This window comes from Ensifer sp. R1-3, from assembly GCF_056739175.1.
Map to the genome: position 1 here is coordinate 1105151 of NZ_CP096515.1, position 16842 is coordinate 1121992.

17 protein-coding genes and 3 tRNA genes are annotated in these 16842 nt (G+C 61.0%); 9 read left to right on the forward strand and 11 right to left on the reverse strand.

Annotation, left to right across the window (positions count from 1 at the left end; all coding sequences use genetic code 11):
• Positions 1-79: 79 nt before the first annotated feature.
• A complete protein-coding gene (locus M1D43_RS05330) occupies positions 80-373 on the forward strand; it encodes a membrane protein (RefSeq protein ID WP_003528297.1) in 294 nt (97 codons plus the stop codon).
• Positions 374-420: 47 nt separating this feature from the next.
• Here M1D43_RS05330 and M1D43_RS05335 read toward each other — a convergent pair whose 3' ends face one another.
• Entirely contained in the window at positions 421-768 is a 348-nt protein-coding gene (locus tag M1D43_RS05335; protein WP_003528299.1) for a hypothetical protein, read from the reverse strand.
• A gap of 400 nt (positions 769-1168) precedes the next feature.
• Here M1D43_RS05335 and M1D43_RS05340 point away from each other — a divergent pair, with 400 nt between their 5' ends.
• Complete coding sequence (locus tag M1D43_RS05340; RefSeq protein ID WP_153314127.1) at positions 1169-2248, forward strand: calcium-binding protein; 1080 nt, start codon at positions 1169-1171, stop codon at positions 2246-2248.
• Between the two features lie 44 nt (positions 2249-2292).
• Here M1D43_RS05340 and M1D43_RS05345 read toward each other — a convergent pair.
• From M1D43_RS05345 to M1D43_RS05385, 9 genes are all read right to left on the reverse strand, one after another.
• Positions 2293-2366 (reverse strand) — tRNA-Cys (locus M1D43_RS05345).
• 221 nt (positions 2367-2587) lie between these two features.
• A complete protein-coding gene (gene lexA / locus M1D43_RS05350) occupies positions 2588-3304 on the reverse strand; it encodes a transcriptional repressor LexA (RefSeq protein WP_153314129.1) in 717 nt (238 codons plus the stop codon).
• Between the two features lie 218 nt (positions 3305-3522).
• Positions 3523-3687 (reverse strand): hypothetical protein, encoded by a 165-nt coding sequence (locus tag M1D43_RS05355; protein ID WP_013844460.1) that lies wholly within the window; start codon positions 3685-3687, stop codon positions 3523-3525.
• Between the two features lie 109 nt (positions 3688-3796).
• Positions 3797-3872 (reverse strand) — tRNA-Ala (locus tag M1D43_RS05360).
• A 181-nt stretch (positions 3873-4053) separates the two neighbouring features.
• A complete protein-coding gene (locus M1D43_RS05365; protein ID WP_153314131.1) occupies positions 4054-5592 on the reverse strand; it encodes a DUF1254 domain-containing protein in 1539 nt (512 codons plus the stop codon).
• Positions 5593-5667: 75 nt separating this feature from the next.
• Positions 5668-7155, reverse strand: coding sequence for a DUF1254 domain-containing protein (locus M1D43_RS05370; RefSeq protein ID WP_153314133.1), 1488 nt, complete (start codon positions 7153-7155; stop codon positions 5668-5670).
• Positions 7156-7622: 467 nt separating this feature from the next.
• A tRNA-Ser gene (locus M1D43_RS05375) sits at positions 7623-7712 on the reverse strand.
• Between the two features lie 253 nt (positions 7713-7965).
• On the reverse strand, positions 7966-8226 hold the full coding sequence (locus tag M1D43_RS05380) for a hypothetical protein (protein WP_003528309.1): 261 nt from the start codon (positions 8224-8226) through the stop codon (positions 7966-7968).
• Positions 8227-8286: 60 nt separating this feature from the next.
• Positions 8287-8502 (reverse strand): hypothetical protein, encoded by a 216-nt coding sequence (locus M1D43_RS05385; protein WP_003528311.1) that lies wholly within the window; start codon positions 8500-8502, stop codon positions 8287-8289.
• A gap of 450 nt (positions 8503-8952) precedes the next feature.
• On the opposite strand from M1D43_RS05385, the gene M1D43_RS05390 reads away from it, so the two are divergent.
• From M1D43_RS05390 to M1D43_RS05405, 4 genes are read left to right on the forward strand one after another with little or no spacing between them, the layout of a single operon-like run.
• Positions 8953-9993: a septal ring lytic transglycosylase RlpA family protein gene (locus tag M1D43_RS05390; protein ID WP_153314135.1), complete on the forward strand. Its 1041-nt coding sequence runs from the start codon at positions 8953-8955 to the stop codon at positions 9991-9993.
• A 56-nt stretch (positions 9994-10049) separates the two neighbouring features.
• Entirely contained in the window at positions 10050-11204 is a 1155-nt protein-coding gene (locus M1D43_RS05395) for a D-alanyl-D-alanine carboxypeptidase family protein (RefSeq protein ID WP_153314137.1), read from the forward strand.
• 57 nt (positions 11205-11261) lie between these two features.
• Positions 11262-11966: a dTMP kinase gene (gene tmk / locus M1D43_RS05400; protein WP_003528315.1), complete on the forward strand. Its 705-nt coding sequence runs from the start codon at positions 11262-11264 to the stop codon at positions 11964-11966.
• The gene (locus tag M1D43_RS05405) at positions 11963-12994 is read left to right on the forward strand and encodes a DNA polymerase III subunit delta' (RefSeq protein WP_015007511.1); all 1032 of its coding nucleotides are present in this window, start codon (positions 11963-11965) and stop codon (positions 12992-12994) included. The genes tmk and M1D43_RS05405 overlap by 4 nt, the downstream gene beginning before the upstream one ends.
• 73 nt (positions 12995-13067) lie before the next feature.
• Here the strand turns inward: M1D43_RS05405 and M1D43_RS05410 are convergent, their stop codons facing one another.
• Positions 13068-13403 carry a pyrophosphohydrolase domain-containing protein gene (locus M1D43_RS05410; protein ID WP_318853737.1) on the reverse strand — a complete coding sequence of 112 codons (336 nt, stop codon included), beginning with the start codon at positions 13401-13403 and terminating at the stop codon, positions 13068-13070.
• A gap of 230 nt (positions 13404-13633) precedes the next feature.
• Here M1D43_RS05410 and metG point away from each other — a divergent pair, with 230 nt between their 5' ends.
• From metG to M1D43_RS05425, 3 genes are read left to right on the forward strand one after another with little or no spacing between them, the layout of a single operon-like run.
• A complete protein-coding gene (gene metG, locus M1D43_RS05415) occupies positions 13634-15184 on the forward strand; it encodes a methionine--tRNA ligase (RefSeq protein WP_153314139.1) in 1551 nt (516 codons plus the stop codon).
• 14 nt (positions 15185-15198) lie between these two features.
• The gene (locus tag M1D43_RS05420) at positions 15199-15978 is read left to right on the forward strand and encodes a TatD family hydrolase (RefSeq protein WP_153314141.1); all 780 of its coding nucleotides are present in this window, start codon (positions 15199-15201) and stop codon (positions 15976-15978) included.
• A 1-nt stretch (position 15979) separates the two neighbouring features.
• Positions 15980-16816 (forward strand): MBL fold metallo-hydrolase, encoded by an 837-nt coding sequence (locus M1D43_RS05425; protein ID WP_010969335.1) that lies wholly within the window; start codon positions 15980-15982, stop codon positions 16814-16816.
• Positions 16817-16842: the final 26 nt, after the last annotated feature.

Consider the following 16842-nt stretch of genomic DNA (forward strand, 5'->3'; position numbering starts at 1 on the left):
TCAAAAAAAATGACGGTAGGCGGTTGCCGCCCTGTGGAGAAGGCACCAACTGTGGGGTCATTGGTACGAAAGAAGAGTGATGGCGACCGAAGGCAAGAAGAAGCATTTTGGCATCGATCCCAAGACGCGTGAGATCGTGCTTGGCAAATGGCGGATGAGCCTGCCCAATTCGCCGGCATTGCGCGTCCTCATCGGCGTTCTGCTCGTCTTCGGCGGTGTGCTCGGTTTTCTACCGATCTTGGGCTTCTGGATGGTTCCTCTGGGCCTGCTCGTGCTTTCGCACGACATTCCCTCGATGCGCCGACGGCGGCGCAAGCTGGCCGTATGGTGGGCCCGATGGCGGAGCAAGCCGAACTCGTCCGGCAAGTCCTGAGAGGTGGACCTCGCGAAGAGTCCACCAGCATGCGGATGCAGCGCATTTCAGTCGTCGGAACTGCCCGGCCTTCGACGCCGTTTGGGCAGGAGGGCCACAATGACGCAGGCGAGGACCAAAGCGACCGGCCAGAAGTCGGTCGCCTGATCCCAACTCCACTTCCACATTTCATAACCCTCTAGGTGAGGTGGCGGCAGCTTTGCGCTGATCTCGAAATCACGTTTTTCGCGGCCGTGAAAGTGTCCGATGGCGAAGGCGAGGCCGATGATCAGCGCCAACCTTCTCGGCGCAATCACCATGAACAGCAAGGCGACGACTGCTGCAATACAGACGCCCTCGACCACATGCCCGAGCCAATCGAAGTGGCGCTGAATGTAGCCCCAAGGAATATCCATCACATCGCGCTTCGAGTGCCGCCCTCCCGATGAGGCCGGCCGACGGGACGCTATAGCACAATCGCCGATCACGAGACCACATGGTCCTCCGGGTTCTGCTCTTCGTGGACGTCGTCCGGAGCGTGGGCAACCTCTTCCGTCTTTCAGCATCCGGACGCGGAACTTCACCGGAAAGTACAACCTGTAGTTAATCCGAAGTGGTCAATGGACAGGAACATCGCGTTCGGCAACATTAGAGCACTTTCAGGAAAAGTGTGGACGGTTTTCCGTGCGGAAGTGCGTATTTTCAAAGCGTTAGCCCGCTCGTCACTCCGACGAGGCCGGACGAGGTCGACGCCCCCAAGGCCGTCCGGGTCCCCAAGACGAGCATCACCTGCTTTGCAGCACTGTGGAGAGAAAAATGGCGCATCTGATCGGTGGCATCGCCCCTTGGCTCGGGCTCGACAACCACATCTTCGGCACGAACGATCCGGACATTGTCTTCGGAGACCCATTCACGACCGACAATAGCCTGGGAGTCTTCGAAATCGGCGGCTTCCTGTCTTCGGGGCAGGGTGGCCGCGACAGCCTTGACGGGCACGGAGGCGACGACACGCTCTTCGGCGACGCTTGGGCGATCTCCGATCAGGGGCGTGGTGGCGACGACCAGCTCGACGGCGGCGCCGGCGACGACACGCTGTACGGCGATGCCTTCTCGATCGATGTGAGTGACTCCGCGATCGTCGCCGGAGGGGACGATCGTCTCTCGGGCGGCAAAGGCAACGATACACTCTACGGCGATGGCTACAATTGCCTCAGAGGACGTGGTGGCGACGACTGGCTCGACGGCGGCGCCGGAGACGATATTCTCTCGGGCGACGCTTTCTCCCTCGGCGATTTTTTCATTGGCGGGAACGATCGGCTCCAGGGCGGAGAGGGCCATGACAAACTCTACGGAGATGGCCTCGACCAGGGCGTCGTGGAATCCGGCATCGGCGGCGACGACCACCTCTATGGTGGTTCTGGCAACGACTTTCTTGTTGGAGATGTTCTTTTCTCACGTGGCGGCAGTGGCGGCAACGACCTGCTCGACGGAGGCAAAGGCGATGATGTCCTGTATGGCGATGCAGAGGTCGGCGTGGACACCGCGGGTGGGGACGACCTCTTGATTGGCGGCGCCGGTAACGATCAGCTCTGGGGCGATGGCCGACTTACCGCAGCCTTCGCGGTCGAGACCGGTGCCGATCAGTTCCTGTTTGCGCGGAACAGTGGGCGGGATGAGATCTTCGACTTCGAATTGGACAAGGACATCATCCAAATCGCCGGCTATGGCTACGACGACTTCGCCGATTTTTTGTCCAACATCGGCGACGATGCTGACGGGAACGCTGTCCTGCAGCTGAATGGCACGGTCGATCAGGTCACTCTGATCGGCATCCACGCTGCCGACCTCAGCGCTGCCAACTTCGTCTTTGCGAATGCGGATTTCGCCCTCGTCTGACGAGGGGAAGTTTGTCGGTAACAAAGCTGATCAGGTGTGGCTTTTGGAGGCCTCGGCCGGAATTGAACCGGCGTACAAGGATTTGCAGTCCTCTGCGTCACCACTCCGCCACGAGGCCTCTACGATTTGCGTTTTCAAATCGTGGCGCGGATTTAGAATGATTGACCGCAATCCGCAAGAGGGTACATTTGGAATAGGGACTTTTTTATTCTGTATAAATGTGTCTTCCGTTCTGTGGACCGGGCGTGGCCATAGCGTCCCAAGGCGCAATACTCCCACGTAAGCGCTTTGAAACTGCGTACTTTCGTAGGAAGCGGCTGCGCACCTGGTCAGGAAGCTCTAATGATACCGCCGGATGAGGCCGACGAGCCTCCCTTGGATCTTGACCCGGTCCGGACCGAATATGCGTGTTTCGTAAGCCGGATTGGCGGCCTCCAGCGCAATAGAGGCGCCCTTGCGACGGAATCGCTTCAGGGTCGCTTCCTCGTCGTCGATCAGCGCGACGACGATATCCCCGGGGCTGGCGGTGCTTCCGTTCCGGATGATCACCGTATCGCCATCGAGGATGCCGGCCTCGATCATCGAATCGCCCTTGATCTCGAGAGCGTAGTGCTCGCCGCTGCCGATCATTTCGACCGGTACGGAAATATCGTGCATATTGTTCTGGATTGCCGAAATCGGCACACCGGCGGCAATGCGGCCCATGACCGGAACGGCGACCGATGCGGCCTCGGCCGGCGGCGCCGGTTTCGGTGCGGGGGGCGGCGCAACAGGCTTGCCCAGACTGCCTTCGATCACGCTCGGCGAAAAGCCGCGGCGGACCTGCGAAGCGCCCGCATAGGCCTCCGGCAGCTTGATGACTTCGAGGGCCCGGGCGCGATTAGGTAGCCGGCGAATGAACCCACGCTCCTCGAGTGCGGTGATCAAACGGTGGATGCCCGATTTGGACGCAAGGTCCAAGGCGTCCTTCATCTCGTCGAAGGACGGCGGGACCCCGGATTCCTTCATTCGTTCGTGAATGAACAGAAGCAATTCCTGTTGCTTGCGGGTCAGCATGGCGTCACTCCAGAATCGCGAAACAAATCAAGAACAGAACCTATCTGTTCCATATGTGTTCCGCAAGTGCCTAAAATTCCGTGAATTTCGCTTGCTGTTGAATGCCGATCCGCCCCGCGATCCGGCGTGTCGATGGCGATCGCTCGGAATTCGGGGCAGGGGCCGATACGCTCTCGCATGTTTTGGGCTTACGGCGGGCGGCGCAGGCCTATGCGATGCTAATAGGCAAGGCGCAGTCCGCCCGGCGTAAGAACGTCGAATTCAGGCTCGGGATAAGGCCCGTACCACTGGGTGTAGGTCGTGTTGGTCGAGCCTGTGCTGGCGCACCCCGAAAGGGCGAAGAGGGAAAAAATTACGGCTGCCACCAAAGATTTAACAGGCATGTTTTTCTCCACTCGCGGGAGTTGCCCAGACCTCGAACGGGTCAGACTAAAACTTTCTCTCAAATCAGCTTTTTTGGCAAGCAGCGAGCCGGCAGGGAGGACTGGTGGATGGTGGAGCCGAAGGGAGTCGAACCCTCGACCTCCGCAGTGCGATTGCGGCGCTCTCCCAACTGAGCTACGACCCCACTGGTCAACGATTGTATAAGAGTTTTCGGCCGACCGCGCCAGTGCATTCCACTTGCCGAATGCATCGCAATACAAAGATGAGGCTGACAACTGCAAGCCGCGTCGGTGCCCGCCGGCTGGCAGATAGGGCGGAGTGCAAGGTCACGAACACACAACGCCGCTATCGGCTTTCAGCACTGGCTATTGAGCCACCTCGATCGTGGGCGGCTGCCAAGAGCCATCGAGAATTGCCTCTTTGCCCCAATAGGCGCGGATGTAGAGCGAGAACTTCCCGTCCGGCGCGGGCAGCCAGTTGTTTTCCTTGTCGCCCCCAGGCGACCTCGCGCCTGCGTAGAGGGTAAGCGAACCGTCGGAGTTGCGCTTTAGGTTCTTGTTCTTGGTGCCGAGTGAGTAGCGTTTGAGGTCGTTCGCGTGGAAGAGATGCTTGTCGTTGTACAGGGTCAATGACCAGAACCCGTTGACCGGCGGCTCCTGCCCGGCTGGGAAGGTGATCGCATAGCTGCCGCTGCCGCTGAGTTCTCCGCCCGCGCCGTGGTGGTCGGTGTAGAAATATTGCGTCTCGTTCGGCCGGTTGTCGAACATGTTCGATTTTGCCGTTCCGGTCCGGTTGAAATAGTCGACGCCGAACTGCGCATTGTTGGTCGAACGGTTCCATCCGTTCCCGGCCGGACGTCCGTTGTGCTTCCACTGGAAGAACGGCTGGATGACCTTGTCTTCGGTCTCGACCGCGGTCGCAACCAGCACCTTTTTCAGTTCGGGGTCCTTGGACGCTGCATCGAGCAGCAGGCGGAATTGGCCATAGAGAGCCTCCTCGCCCGGCAACGGATCGACAGTGTCGAGAACCTCGCCGAACTGATCGAAGAACTTATCCGGGACCACCCATTTGGTTTCCTCGCCAGACGATGCCGGTCCGGGAATGTCCGGGACCTTTGCCCATTCGATCGTCTTCATCTCTCCGTCGAAATCCTTCAGCGGATAAGCGACGACCTGGTTGATGACCTCTTGAATCGCTTTCCTGTCCTCGGGCGTGTCGTCCTGGAAGACCCTGGGAATGGCGTTGGCGAGCGAGGTAGGGCAGCGCAAAACATCTGTGATCCCGTCCGGTTTCAGGCCGCTCCACCTCGGACCGGCGAGCAGGTAGAATCCGGGCTTCGAGCCATATGGTTTGCCTAGATGACCGAACTGGTCGGTGCGTGCGTCGTACAAAGCATAGACCCAGAAACGGTCGCCGAAATCCGGCACCTGAATCACGACCGGCTCTTCATCAAGCGCGAAGAAGCCCAAGCCGTAGACGACATCCTGGTTCGGGCACGTGACAAAAGTTTCCGACGGCTCAATGTAGTCGTTGAGCATCGCGATCTGGCCCCGCGGTGCGGCGGGCAGGACGCCGTTGAGGTGGCCCGGTTCCGGTGCCTGGGTGATCGCCGCCCTGCGGTTGATCATGTTAACCATCGGCCAGCCCCAGACGTAGGCCATCTGCGCAACCGTTCTTGCATAGTCGGGGGACATCACGATACCCGTGGCGGGTTGCGTAACAGTTGCGGATGCGGCGTGCTGCTGTGCCTGCGCCGCATTGGCCGTGACGGCGACCGAGGCCGCCGTCACGGCGGCGGGAACCGCCGCTCCGGCGCTCACCGCTGCCAGCGATGCCGCACCCATGCCGCCCTTCATCAAGTCGCGCCGGGTGATGTCGAGTTGATCATTGAAACTCGTTTTCATAGCATATTCCTCTGTTGAATCGCTCCGGTTGGGCACTTGGACATGGGCGCGTTTCGTTGGGGACGCGCCCCGACCTCACTCCACCCTGACCACATCATCCGGCTTCCAGGTCTGATCGAAGAACTCGACGCCGGTTCCGTAGAGACGCAGCGCTATCAGGAAATTTCGGCCGCCGACGGTTTGGATCCAGTTCGAGTCCTGCGCGTCGGCAGGTTTTTCCGGTCCGAACCACAGGTCCACCGAGCCGTCCTGGTTCGTCGCGACCTTGTTGAAGCCGTTGATGGACGGCATCAGCTGCGGCGCTTCCACCATCGTGCCGTCGGTGATGTTGTAGGCGGTAACCGCCCAGAACAGGGCAGCCGGCGGATTGGGTGGCAAATGCAGCCTGTAGGTGCTGGAGCCGTTGAGGAACTCGCCCGCGGCATCTCGGTATGCAACCCGGTATTTGGAACCTGCCCCCAGCGTCCGCATGACCATTGCCGGAGCCGATGAATAGGCAACCTGGAAATAGCCAGCCCGCTGGTCGACATCGAGATAACTGTCCTGGAGCCATTCGGATGTGCCGCTGGCCCAGACATTTTCATACTGCCTGTCGGTGTAGTAGCGATTGCGTCCGTCCGGTCGGCCGAGCTGGCGCTGCGCCAAGATCATCTTGGGCGCTGTCTCGACCGCCTTTTTCAAGAGTTCCTGCTGCTTCCCGGTCGGCTCGAAGGGCTGGCCCTTGATGATGCCGATCGATGCCAGCACACCGCGCAGTTCGGAATCAATCGCCGAGACCGGCTCGTGGTCGACGAACTCCTTCAACTTGGTCCAGTAGGCGTTATCGACCGGATACATCATGTTGATGCGCTTGCCGCTGCCGTTAGGAAACTGCATCGGCTTGACGTCTTTCTCGGGCGTCCAAAGCGGATAGACGCGCGTCTGCTCCGCGAGCGCCACGGCGGGCTTGGGGTCCGGTCCGTTTTCGCCCTTCGCCATGATCGTCCGGAAGAACAGAAAGACATTGTAGGTCTTCGCTTTGAACGCGAAGTAGCCCTGCGGAACCTCGCCGTCATAATCAGGCGGCAGCAGGAGGTAGAGGCCGCCGCGCGCGCGATCCGGTCCAATCAGTCCGACATCCGTGATCGTACGCTGGAAGAAATCGGTAAACATGCCGATGACATTGGGTGGCGCGGCGACGACGAGCGGGCCGGTTTCCTTCAGGTCGAGATAGCTCATCGAGTAGATTACGTCGGCGTTCGGTGTCGGCACCCACGTGCGCGAGTCCATCCGGTCCTTCCAGATTGGCAGGATGTTGTAGCCTTTACCGAATGTCGCCTCCGAACCGTCGCGCATACCGATCACGTTCAGCGCCGGAAGCATGGTTATGTAGGCATGGATCGCGCGTTGATAGTAGAGTTCGTCGCGCAGCGACTCCGCTTCCTCCTGCGGAAGCCAGTTGCCGTTGCCGATCTGCGTCACAAGCGGTGGTGCGGCCTGATCCTGCGCATTGACAGAGGAGGTGACGACCGTCGCCGAACAAAACATTGCAGCGACGATCAAGTTCGCACGTTTTCTGGTCATGATTTCAACCTCGGTCGACTTCGGAAGACGCCACTGGGACGGATCAACCAAAGACTAGTACGAGCGCGAACCGTCTGGCAGTTGGACCATGGGGCAATGCGGCAGCTGGTTCGCATAGCGCGAGGGCGGGTAGCCGCCGAGAAATCCGCTTCCGTAGACGCCAGTCGCTTGTGATTGCCGCGCGGAAGACATGGGGCGGTGTAAAGTTGATCGACTCCGCCACTGCATAGCGGCACCCCCATTCGGAGATTTTTTGTCTGAGCCGAAAACTCCAATGTGCGAATTCAAGTGCGTGGATGCAAACAGCAACTGCTGAATGACGTCGCCCAGCTTCAGCGCCCGATGGCGGGCAATGCTGAGGTGTTTGCAGGCATAGCGAACATTGAAGGCGGATAGGGCGGAGCTTTTGAACGACAGTCCGGCACGCCCGCCAACAATGCCACGTCGGCGAGTGAGCGTCACGTTGATGGCGGACAGGGTGGGATTCGAACCCACGGTACGGTTTCCCGTACGCTGGTTTTCAAGACCAGAGCCTTAAACCACTCGGCCACCTGTCCATGCCGGTGCCATACGCGATTCTTCGCGGCTGACATTTTTGGTTTTTGCGCACGCCAAAATGCTGTGAGATTCGTGAAATTCGTTTCCGAGTTCTCGATAGACCGGCGATCGCTACCGGGCTTGCTGCCCATTCACCAACGGCTGGCTTTTTATCAGCTTTGATCGCAGCGTCAACTTGCTCCGGAGCATTCGCGTGCATTCCAGGCGTGCCGCGCCGGCAGAGAATCGGGTGCTGTCGTGGATCCCGGATGATCATTGTATGCGACGGTTGAGAATTATCCTGAGGCGGGGGCTGGTCCGGTCGCGGCCGGATTGTTCATCCAGTCGTTCCTCCGGCGCAAATGGCGGCCAGTCGAAGTCTTCGTCAAGCGCGTCTCTGGCCTGCAGTCCATCGAGGCGATGGAGCAGGGCGATGATCATCTCGCGGTCGCTGATGCCGCTGCCGGGCGCCAAATAGGCGAACAGGTCCCTGCGACAATCCTCTATGAGCATTCTCATCTTCTCGGTGTTCATGAGCGTCCTTCCGAGGGTGCACTTGGCCGCATACGCCCATGACACGGTTGTGGGCCATCGTCACGGGCGCTGTCCGGTGTCAGGCGCTGCAGTCAGACTTCCGTCGCCTGCCCGGGGGACGTCGTACGCCGCGACGTCCCGACTTCTACCCTCCAGAAGCGCCGCTCCGGCAAGCAGATAAACGGCAATCGCCAGCACCGACAGGAGCATCACGCCCAAGGGCAGGCCGGTTGCCGCCCGTCGCTCCGGCGGCCCATAATCGTCTCTATCGTACATTGCGAGATCCTCTCGGACGCCGGGCGGAACACGGGCAGCACGCCAACCGGTAACGGAGCCTCAGAGTTGCACCGACGGGAAGCTTCGGCCAGCTCTGAGGCCGCCGCACCCCGCGGCTGACGAGCCGTGCGGGTGCTTATTACGATATGTGTCGGCAGGGATACCCGGCAACGGGTTTAGGACCTTTGGCAGGCTCTCTCGGACTATGGTCCAGCGGCTCATTTACGTTCCGTAAACCATAGCGAGCGTTTTTTGGCGCCCCTTCGTCCTCCGGTTCGCAATTTCGCCTTGTTGTTGTCATGATTGTTCGACTGTTCCGTTTCGGGACGGCGAAATTCTCGCGGGGGGAATTACTGCACGATTGCGCCGATCCTTGCGCGTCCGGTCGGAAGCGTGAGCGCTGCAGGAGCGGAATTCGGGTGTGGCTTTGCGAATGATCTTGTGGGACAGATGACATCCAATAACGGTGCGGCATATCTTGTGAGGGGGCTCCGTCTCGCAGCGGTTCCGTTGCTTTGCGCGGTGCTTGCGGCCTGCGGATCGACATCGAGCGTCAAGAAGACCAAGTCGCGGAGCAAGGAATACTTCGCGGAGTCCGTTTATGGCGTCAAAGCCAGTCCCAGGGTCGCTACCGGAAACAACATCCCGAAGGGCGGCGGCCGCTACCAGGTAGGCAAGCCCTATCAGGTCAAGGGCAGGTGGTATCAGCCGAAGGAGGATTTCGGCTACAACAAGAGCGGGATGGCCTCCTGGTACGGGTCGGCCTTCCATGGCCGTCTGACGGCAAATGGCGAGGTCTACGACAAGCATCACCTTTCGGCCGCTCACCCGACCTTTCCGCTGCCGAGCTATGCGCGCGTGACCAACCTGGAGAACGGCACGTCTGTCATCGTGCGTGTCAACGATCGCGGCCCCTATGAATACGGCCGGATCATCGACGTCTCTTCGAAGACCGCCGATCTGCTGGACATCAAGCGCAAGGGCAGCGCCAATGTCCGCGTTCAATATGTCGGCCGTGCGCCGCTCGAAGGCAATGACATGCCCTACCTCATGGCTTCGTACGTCAGGAAGGGCGACCGTGGCCCGAGCGTGATGCCGGAAGGGCAGATCGCCTCAGGCGTGATGGTGGCTTCCAACGAGCCGCTGCGCGACATGGTTCCGAATCTCCGCGCCGTCCCGGTTCCGAATAAATCGATGCTCGATGCCGGCGTGCCGGTGACCGCGCTCGCCAAACCGGCGCAGGCCCCGGCGGCAACAAGCGCCTTCGGCGAATTCGTCGTTCTGCCGCAGATAGGGCCCATGCCGACGTCGCGCCCGCAATTGATCCCGCTGCCGGACGGCAGCATGGCCTATGCCGCGGCATATGTCGAAGTCCGCGTCAGCGACAAGCCTTCGCCCTTCGAGGCGATCATGGTCGATCGCAATCCGCTGACACCCGATTCCATCCTCGCCTATGCGAAGCGCCAGCACCGAAACGCCGACTCGCGCTGACGCCGGTTGAAGAGGGCTTTTCGCGCTGATATGCCCATGAAGAACCGGAGTTTCTCATGCGCATGAAGTGGCTTGCGGTCGTAGGTTTCCTCGCGGCCATCGTTTCGGGGCAAGCGGTCGCCCAGACGCCCGCCTTCGACACCAAAGCGAAGCAGATATATCTCGTCGATGCCGAAACGGGCACGGTGCTCTTTTCACGCGACGAGGATGCACCCGTCCCGCCTGCCTCGCTCGCCAAGCTCATGGCGATGGAGGTGGTTTTCGAGGCCCTGGATAAGGGCGAACTGACGCCCGAGACGAGTTTCGAGGTTTCTGAACACGCGTGGCGTACAGGCGGGGCCCCCTCCGGCACGTCAACGATGTTCGCCGCGATCAAATCCAGGATCCGCGTTGCGGACCTCATCCAGGGCGCAACGGTGCAACTCGCGAACGACGCATGCATTGTCCTAGCTGAGGGAATGGCTGGCAGCGAGGCTGCTTTCGCCGAACTGATGACCAAGCGGGCACGCGATCTCGGGCTGCCGGTCGCCACCTTCAAGAATGCCACGGGGCTGCCGCATCCCGAAAACAAGGTCACGATGCGCGAACTCGTCGCCCTTACGCGGCACCTATACGAGGCGCACCCGGATTATTACCGGCTCTATTCGCAGCCGGAATTCGAGTGGAACAAGATCCTTCAGCGCAACAAGAACCCTCTAATCGCCGCGAATGTCGGCGTCGATGGGTTGGCGACCGGCTTTGCGGAGGGTTTCGGCTTCTCGCTCGCCGTCTCGATGCAACGCGGCGACCGCCGCGTCTATCTCGCGATGGGGGGCCTCGAGAGTGAAAAGGAGAGAATCGAGGAGAGCCGCAGGGTCCTGGATTGGGCGATGACCGCTTTCGAGAAACGGCGCATCTTCGCCGATGGTGAAACCATCGGAGAGGCGAGCGTCTACGGCGGTGCGGATTCCCGAGTGGCGCTCGTGGCGGGCAGCCCGGTCGACGTTCTGCTGCCGGTCAAAAATCCTGAACGGCTGACGGCACGCATCGTCTACAAATGGCCGCTCAACGCACCCGTCGCTGCCGGTCAGCAGGTCGGCGTCGTCAAGCTCTGGAACGGGGACAAGCTGCTGCGGGAAGTTCCCGTGAAGACGGCGAGGGCGGTCGAGCCCGGGACGCTCACGAGCCGGGCGATCGACGCGCTGCAGGAACTGCTGTTCTTCTGGCTGTGACAAATGCGCGTCGCGACGGTTCCTTCCGCCGGACCGATCGGCTAAACAGGGACGATAATGCACGCCGATCCGGGAATTGAAGTGTCGCTGGCCAAGGGTTTTTTCATAACATTCGAGGGGGGAGAGGGGGCCGGAAAGTCGACCCAGATGCGCCTTCTTGCGGAAGCGCTGAGCGCGCGCGGCTACCGCGTGCTCACCACGCGCGAGCCGGGAGGCTCCGTGGGCGCCGAAGCCGTTCGCCACGTGCTTCTTTCCGGCGCGGCCGAGTCCTTCGGAGTCCGCATGGAGGCGATCCTCTTTGCGGCCGCACGCAGCGATCATGTCGAGGAGGTGATCCGGCCGGCGCTTGAGCAGGGAACGATCGTCCTTTGCGATCGGTTCATGGATTCCTCGCGTGTCTATCAGGGCGTGACGGGCAATCTGGAACCGGCTTTCGTCGAGACCCTGGAACGCGTTGCGGTGAACGGTGTCATTCCCGACTGCACCATCATCTTCGACCTTCCCGCTTCGGTCGGGCTGGAGCGCGCCCGCCGCCGCGCCGCAAACGACAGTCCCGACCGATTTGAAAAGGAACAGCTGGAGACGCATGAAAAGCGGCGCGAAGCCTTTCTCGATATTGCTGCGGCCGATCCGGAGCGTTGCCGCGTCGTCGATGCCAACCGTCCGCCGACCGCGATCGCTGCCGAAGTATTGAGTCTCGTCGAGGCGCTATTGCCCCTCGAGGGCAAGCCGCAACCCTCCAATGCGGAAGCGACGTCATGACCGCGGAGCAGCCAGGTGTGCTGGAGGGGGCGCTTGCTCCCGCGACGAACAGCAAGCTCTTCGGTCATCAGGAGGCGGAAGCCTTTCTCGCGCAGAGCTACAGGTCCGGAAAGGGGCATCACGCGGTCCTGATCGAAGGGCCGGAAGGGATCGGCAAGGCAACTCTCGCCTTTCGCTTCGCCAATCATATTCTGAGCCATCCGGATCCGGCAGACGCCCCCGAAAGGCTTGCCGACCCTGATCCAGCCTCGATGGTCACGAGACAGCTTGCTTCGGGCGCATCGCACAACCTCCTGCATCTCGCGCGCCCAGTGGACGAAAAGACGGGCAGGGCGAAGGGCGCGATCACGGTCGACGAGGTTCGCCGCGCCGGCAAGTTCTTCGGCCAGACGTCGGGCACCGGAAACTGGCGCATCGTCATCATCGATCCGGCCGACGATCTCAACCGCAACGCCGCCAATGCCATTTTGAAGATGTTGGAGGAGCCGCCGCGCCGTTCGCTGTTCCTGGTGCTCACCCATGCGCCGGGAAAACTCCTGCCGACCATCCGTTCGCGTTGCCTGCCTTTGCGGCTGAAGCCTCTGGATACACAAGCCCTGCGCCAGGCACTTGCGCATCTCGGGCTCGATCTCGCCGGTCCTGACGCCGAACGGGTCCTCGCCGCGGCGAGCGGCAGCGTTTCGGAGGCGCTGAAGCTGATCAACTATGGCGGACTGGAGATCGCCGGGGCTTTCGACGACATCCTGGCAGGGCAGGGACCGGCCGCCCGCAAGAACATGCACAAGCTCGCTGACGTTCTTTCGGGAAAGGACAGCGAGACGATTTTCGATTTCTTCTCGTCGCTGCTGTCGGGACGCATCATGCAGCTGGCGCGCGAAGCGGCGATCGCGGGCGACGTGGGCAGGGCCGAACGGTTCGCGAGACTCTCCAGCATCGTTGGCGAACGCATGGCGGTGAGCAATGCCTACAACCTCGATCGCAAGCAGACCATCCTTTCCTTGCTCGACGATCTCAAAGAGGCTCTATAGGCAATAGGGAATGAGGAAAAGTGTGCGCGGTTTTCCGCGCATCCCGCGCCTCGACTTAATGAAACGATCACGTTCATGATTTTAGGTCGGTCCGGGCCTGGTCATCACGACTAGGCGCGAATTTCCATTTTCGCTCTATCGCCGCAGCGAGATCGATGTCGTTGTGGTGGGCGAAGAGCAGGACATGACCCAGAATATCTGCCGTTTCGTCGGCAAGCGACTGCTGCAGCGTGTCCGGCGGGGCCTCCCGATTGCGCCCGCGGCCGGTTGCATTGTTCCATGCCTGCGTCAGTTCCCCCACCTCTTCCTGCAGTTTCAAGATATACCAATCCGGGTCACGTCTGATCGCATGCCTGGCCGCATAGATCGCGGACGCTTCCTCGAATTTTCGTTTGAGTTCGCCGAGCACGCACGCCTCCCTGAAGCACTTCCAGGACACGGTCTTCCGTCCCGGAAGGGCGTAGTGTGAAATGATCTAGTTGTTTTTGTTTTGTTCCCGTTTTCCGCTCCTGTCAACCGGGACCGATTCCCGGCGAGGTCACGCGACGGAGGGCTTTTTCTTGCCCCGGCAGTTTCCTACCTGAAGCCTATGCGCTAATAGCACCCTTAGTTCCGATCCCGAGGATATCGAAGCCCGCTATGAGAGATACGTCCCCGTTCTACATCACCACCGCGATTTCCTATCCGAACGGCAAGCCGCATATCGGTCATGCCTATGAACTGATCGCGACGGATGCAATGGCACGCTTCCAGCGGCTCGACGGGCGCGAGGTCTTCTTCCTGACCGGGACGGACGAACATGGACAGAAGATGCAGCAGACGGCGAAGAAGGAAGGAATTTCGCCGCAGGAGCTGGCCGCCCGCAATTCGGCCGAGTTCCAGAACATGGCGCGGCTGCTCAACGCCTCCAACGACGATTTCATCCGCACGACCGAACAGCGCCACCACGAGGCATCGCAGGCGATCTGGATCCGCATGGGCGAGGCGGGCGACCTCTACAAGGATTCCTACGCCGGGTGGTATTCCGTTCGAGACGAGGCTTACTACCAGGAGAACGAGACGGAGCTGCGCGGCGACGGCGTACGTTACGGACCGCAGGGAACGCCCGTGGAATGGGTGGAGGAAGAGAGCTATTTCTTCCGGCTCTCCGCCTACCAGGACAAGCTCCTGAAGCACTACGAGGAAAATCCCGACTTCATCGGCCCGGCGGAACGGCGCAACGAGGTCATCTCCTTCGTCAAGTCGGGCCTGAAGGACCTCTCCGTCTCGCGCACCACATTCGACTGGGGGATCAAGGTTCCGAACGATCCCTCTCATGTCATGTATGTATGGGTCGACGCGCTCACCAACTACGTCACGGCCACCGGCTATCTGACCGACCCGACGGGTCCGCGGGCGAAGTTCTGGCCGGCGAACATCCACGTCATCGGCAAGGACATCATCCGTTTCCACGCCGTCTATTGGCCGGCATTCCTGATGTCGGCCGGTCTTCCGCTTCCCAAGCGCGTCTTCGCTCACGGCTTTCTGCTCAACAAGGGCGAGAAGATGTCGAAGTCGCTCGGCAACGTGGTCGACCCGTTCAATCTGGTCGAGCACTTCGGTCTCGATCAGATCCGCTATTTCTTCCTTCGCGAAGTCTCCTTCGGCCAGGACGGCAGCTACAGCGAGGAGGGGATCGCGACCCGCATCAATTCCGACCTCGCCAACGGCATCGGCAATCTCGCCAGCCGTTCCCTGTCGATGATCGTCAAGAATTGCGACGGCCAGATGCCGCTCTGTGGTCCGCTGACGGACGAGGACAAGGCGATGCTCGCCGCCGCCGACTCGCTGATCGGCACCGCACGCGAAGAAATGGGCAAACAGCTCATCCATCGCGCACTTGCGGCGATCATCGCTGTCGTGTCCGAGACCGACCGCTACTTCGCAGGCCAGGAACCCTGGGCGCTGAAGAAGACCGATCCGAGCCGCATGGCAACCGTGCTCTACGTCACGGCGGAGGTCGTTCGCCAGGTCGCGATCCTTCTGCAGCCCTTCATGCCGGAATCGGCCGGAAAACTCCTGGATCTCGTCGCCGTCCCGACCGACCGCCGCGATTTTGCGCATCTCGGCGAAGCCGGGCGCCTCGTCTCCGGAACGCCGCTCGAAGCACCCAAGCCGGTCTTCCCGCGCTATGTCGCGCCGGAAGCCTGAGTGAAGACGAAACCATGCTGATCGACACCCATTGCCACCTGGATTTTCCGGATTTCGAGGCCGAGCGCGACGCCATCATCGAGCGCGCGCGCGACGCCGGCGTGGGGCAGATGGTCACGATTTCGACCCGGGTGAAACGATTCGACACGATCCTCGCGATCGCCGAGAGATATCCGAACGTCTTCTGTTCCGTCGGCACGCATCCGCATAATGCCGATGAGGAACTGGACGTGACGGCCGACGATCTCGTTCGGCTCTCCGCCCATCCCAAGGTCGTCGCGATCGGCGAGGCGGGGCTGGATTATTTTTACGACAACGCGCCGCGCGACGCGCAGGCGGTGGGCCTGAGGCGGCATATCGCGGCAGCGCGAACAACCGGACTGCCGCTCGTCATACATAGCAGGTCGGCCGACGACGATATGGCTGCCATTCTAACCGAGGAATCGGGGAAGGGCGCCTTCCCCTTCCTTCTCCATTGCTTCTCGTCCGGCCCGGATCTCGCCCGGATCGGCGTCGAGCTCGGCGGCTATGTGTCCTTTTCGGGGATCCTGACTTTCCCTAAATCCGAGGAACTGAGGGACATCGCCAGGACGGTCCCGCGCGATCGGATGATCGTCGAGACGGACGCGCCCTATTTGGCGCCGAAGCCGTTCCGAGGCAGGCGCAACGAACCGGCCTACGTGGCGCACACGGCCGAGGTGCTGGCGCAAGCCATCGGGGTCTCCAGGGAGGAGATTGCCGAAATCACGACCGAAAACGCCTTCAGGATCTTCTCGAAGATGCCGAGGCTTTGAAATGGCGTTTCGGCGGGCCTTCACCATTCTGGGCTGCGGCTCGTCGCCGGGCGTGCCGCGCATCACCGGTGATTGGGGCGCCTGCGATCCGTCGAACCCCCGCAACCGTCGCATGCGGGCGGCCCTGCTCGTAGAACAGTTTGCGCCGGACGGCGGCAAGACGACCGTCGTGATCGACACCGGCCCGGATTTCCGCGCCCAGATGATCGCGGCGAATGTACGCCACATCGATGCCGTGCTCTACACCCATGCCCATGCGGACCATCTGCACGGGATCGACGATCTGCGCGGTTTCGTCATCGAAAATCGCAGGCGCGTGCCGATCTGGGCCGATGCGTTCACGATGGCCCGTATTCGCGACGGCTTCCGCTATTGTCTGGAGTCGCCGCCAGGCAGCGGCTATCCGCCGATCGTCGAGCCCTATGTGATTCCCGACGACCTGCCGCCGTTGACCATCCATGGAGCCGGCGGGCCGATCTCGTTCGAGCCGCTGATGCAGTTTCACGGCAACGTCCATTCGCTCGGCTTCCGCATCGGCGGTTTTGCCTATTGCAGCGACGTCAGCGACTTTCCGGTGGAAACGGTCTCGAAGCTCGGCGGGCTCGATCTGCTCGTCATCGACACGCTGCAGTACAAGTTTCACCCGAGTCACTTGTCCCTGGTGCAGTCGCTCGTGTGGATCAACCGTCTGCAGCCGAAGCGCGCCGTACTCACGCATATGCATGTGCCGATGGATTACGAAACCGTATGCGGCGAGACGCCGGATCACGTCGAGCCGGCTTACGACATGATGCGCCTGGAGTTCGATATCGACCGGCCGACGGTGGATGACGCATAAAGTCTCATATCAGCGATTTTCTCTAA

Bases quoted from the DNA above. Each gene is read 5' to 3' on its own strand.
- M1D43_RS05395 (WP_153314137.1), top strand. From the start codon at position 10,050: ATGCGCATGAAGTGGCTTGCGGTCGTAGGTTTCCTCGCGGCCATCGTT.
- metG (WP_153314139.1), top strand. From the start codon at position 13,634: ATGAGAGATACGTCCCCGTTCTACATCACCACCGCGATTTCCTATCCG.
- M1D43_RS05405 (WP_015007511.1), top strand. From the start codon at position 11,963: ATGACCGCGGAGCAGCCAGGTGTGCTGGAGGGGGCGCTTGCTCCCGCG.
- M1D43_RS05420 (WP_153314141.1), top strand. From the start codon at position 15,199: ATGCTGATCGACACCCATTGCCACCTGGATTTTCCGGATTTCGAGGCC.
- M1D43_RS05340 (WP_153314127.1), top strand. From the start codon at position 1,169: ATGGCGCATCTGATCGGTGGCATCGCCCCTTGGCTCGGGCTCGACAAC.
- M1D43_RS05355 (WP_013844460.1), bottom strand. From the start codon at position 3,687: ATGCCTGTTAAATCTTTGGTGGCAGCCGTAATTTTTTCCCTCTTCGCC.
- M1D43_RS05390 (WP_153314135.1), top strand. From the start codon at position 8,953: ATGACATCCAATAACGGTGCGGCATATCTTGTGAGGGGGCTCCGTCTC.
- M1D43_RS05380 (WP_003528309.1), bottom strand. From the start codon at position 8,226: ATGAACACCGAGAAGATGAGAATGCTCATAGAGGATTGTCGCAGGGAC.
- M1D43_RS05425 (WP_010969335.1), top strand. From the start codon at position 15,980: ATGGCGTTTCGGCGGGCCTTCACCATTCTGGGCTGCGGCTCGTCGCCG.
- M1D43_RS05365 (WP_153314131.1), bottom strand. From the start codon at position 5,592: ATGAAAACGAGTTTCAATGATCAACTCGACATCACCCGGCGCGACTTG.
- M1D43_RS05370 (WP_153314133.1), bottom strand. From the start codon at position 7,155: ATGACCAGAAAACGTGCGAACTTGATCGTCGCTGCAATGTTTTGTTCG.
- M1D43_RS05330 (WP_003528297.1), top strand. From the start codon at position 80: ATGGCGACCGAAGGCAAGAAGAAGCATTTTGGCATCGATCCCAAGACG.
- lexA (WP_153314129.1), bottom strand. From the start codon at position 3,304: ATGCTGACCCGCAAGCAACAGGAATTGCTTCTGTTCATTCACGAACGA.
- tmk (WP_003528315.1), top strand. From the start codon at position 11,262: ATGCACGCCGATCCGGGAATTGAAGTGTCGCTGGCCAAGGGTTTTTTC.
- M1D43_RS05335 (WP_003528299.1), bottom strand. From the start codon at position 768: ATGGATATTCCTTGGGGCTACATTCAGCGCCACTTCGATTGGCTCGGG.
- M1D43_RS05385 (WP_003528311.1), bottom strand. From the start codon at position 8,502: ATGTACGATAGAGACGATTATGGGCCGCCGGAGCGACGGGCGGCAACC.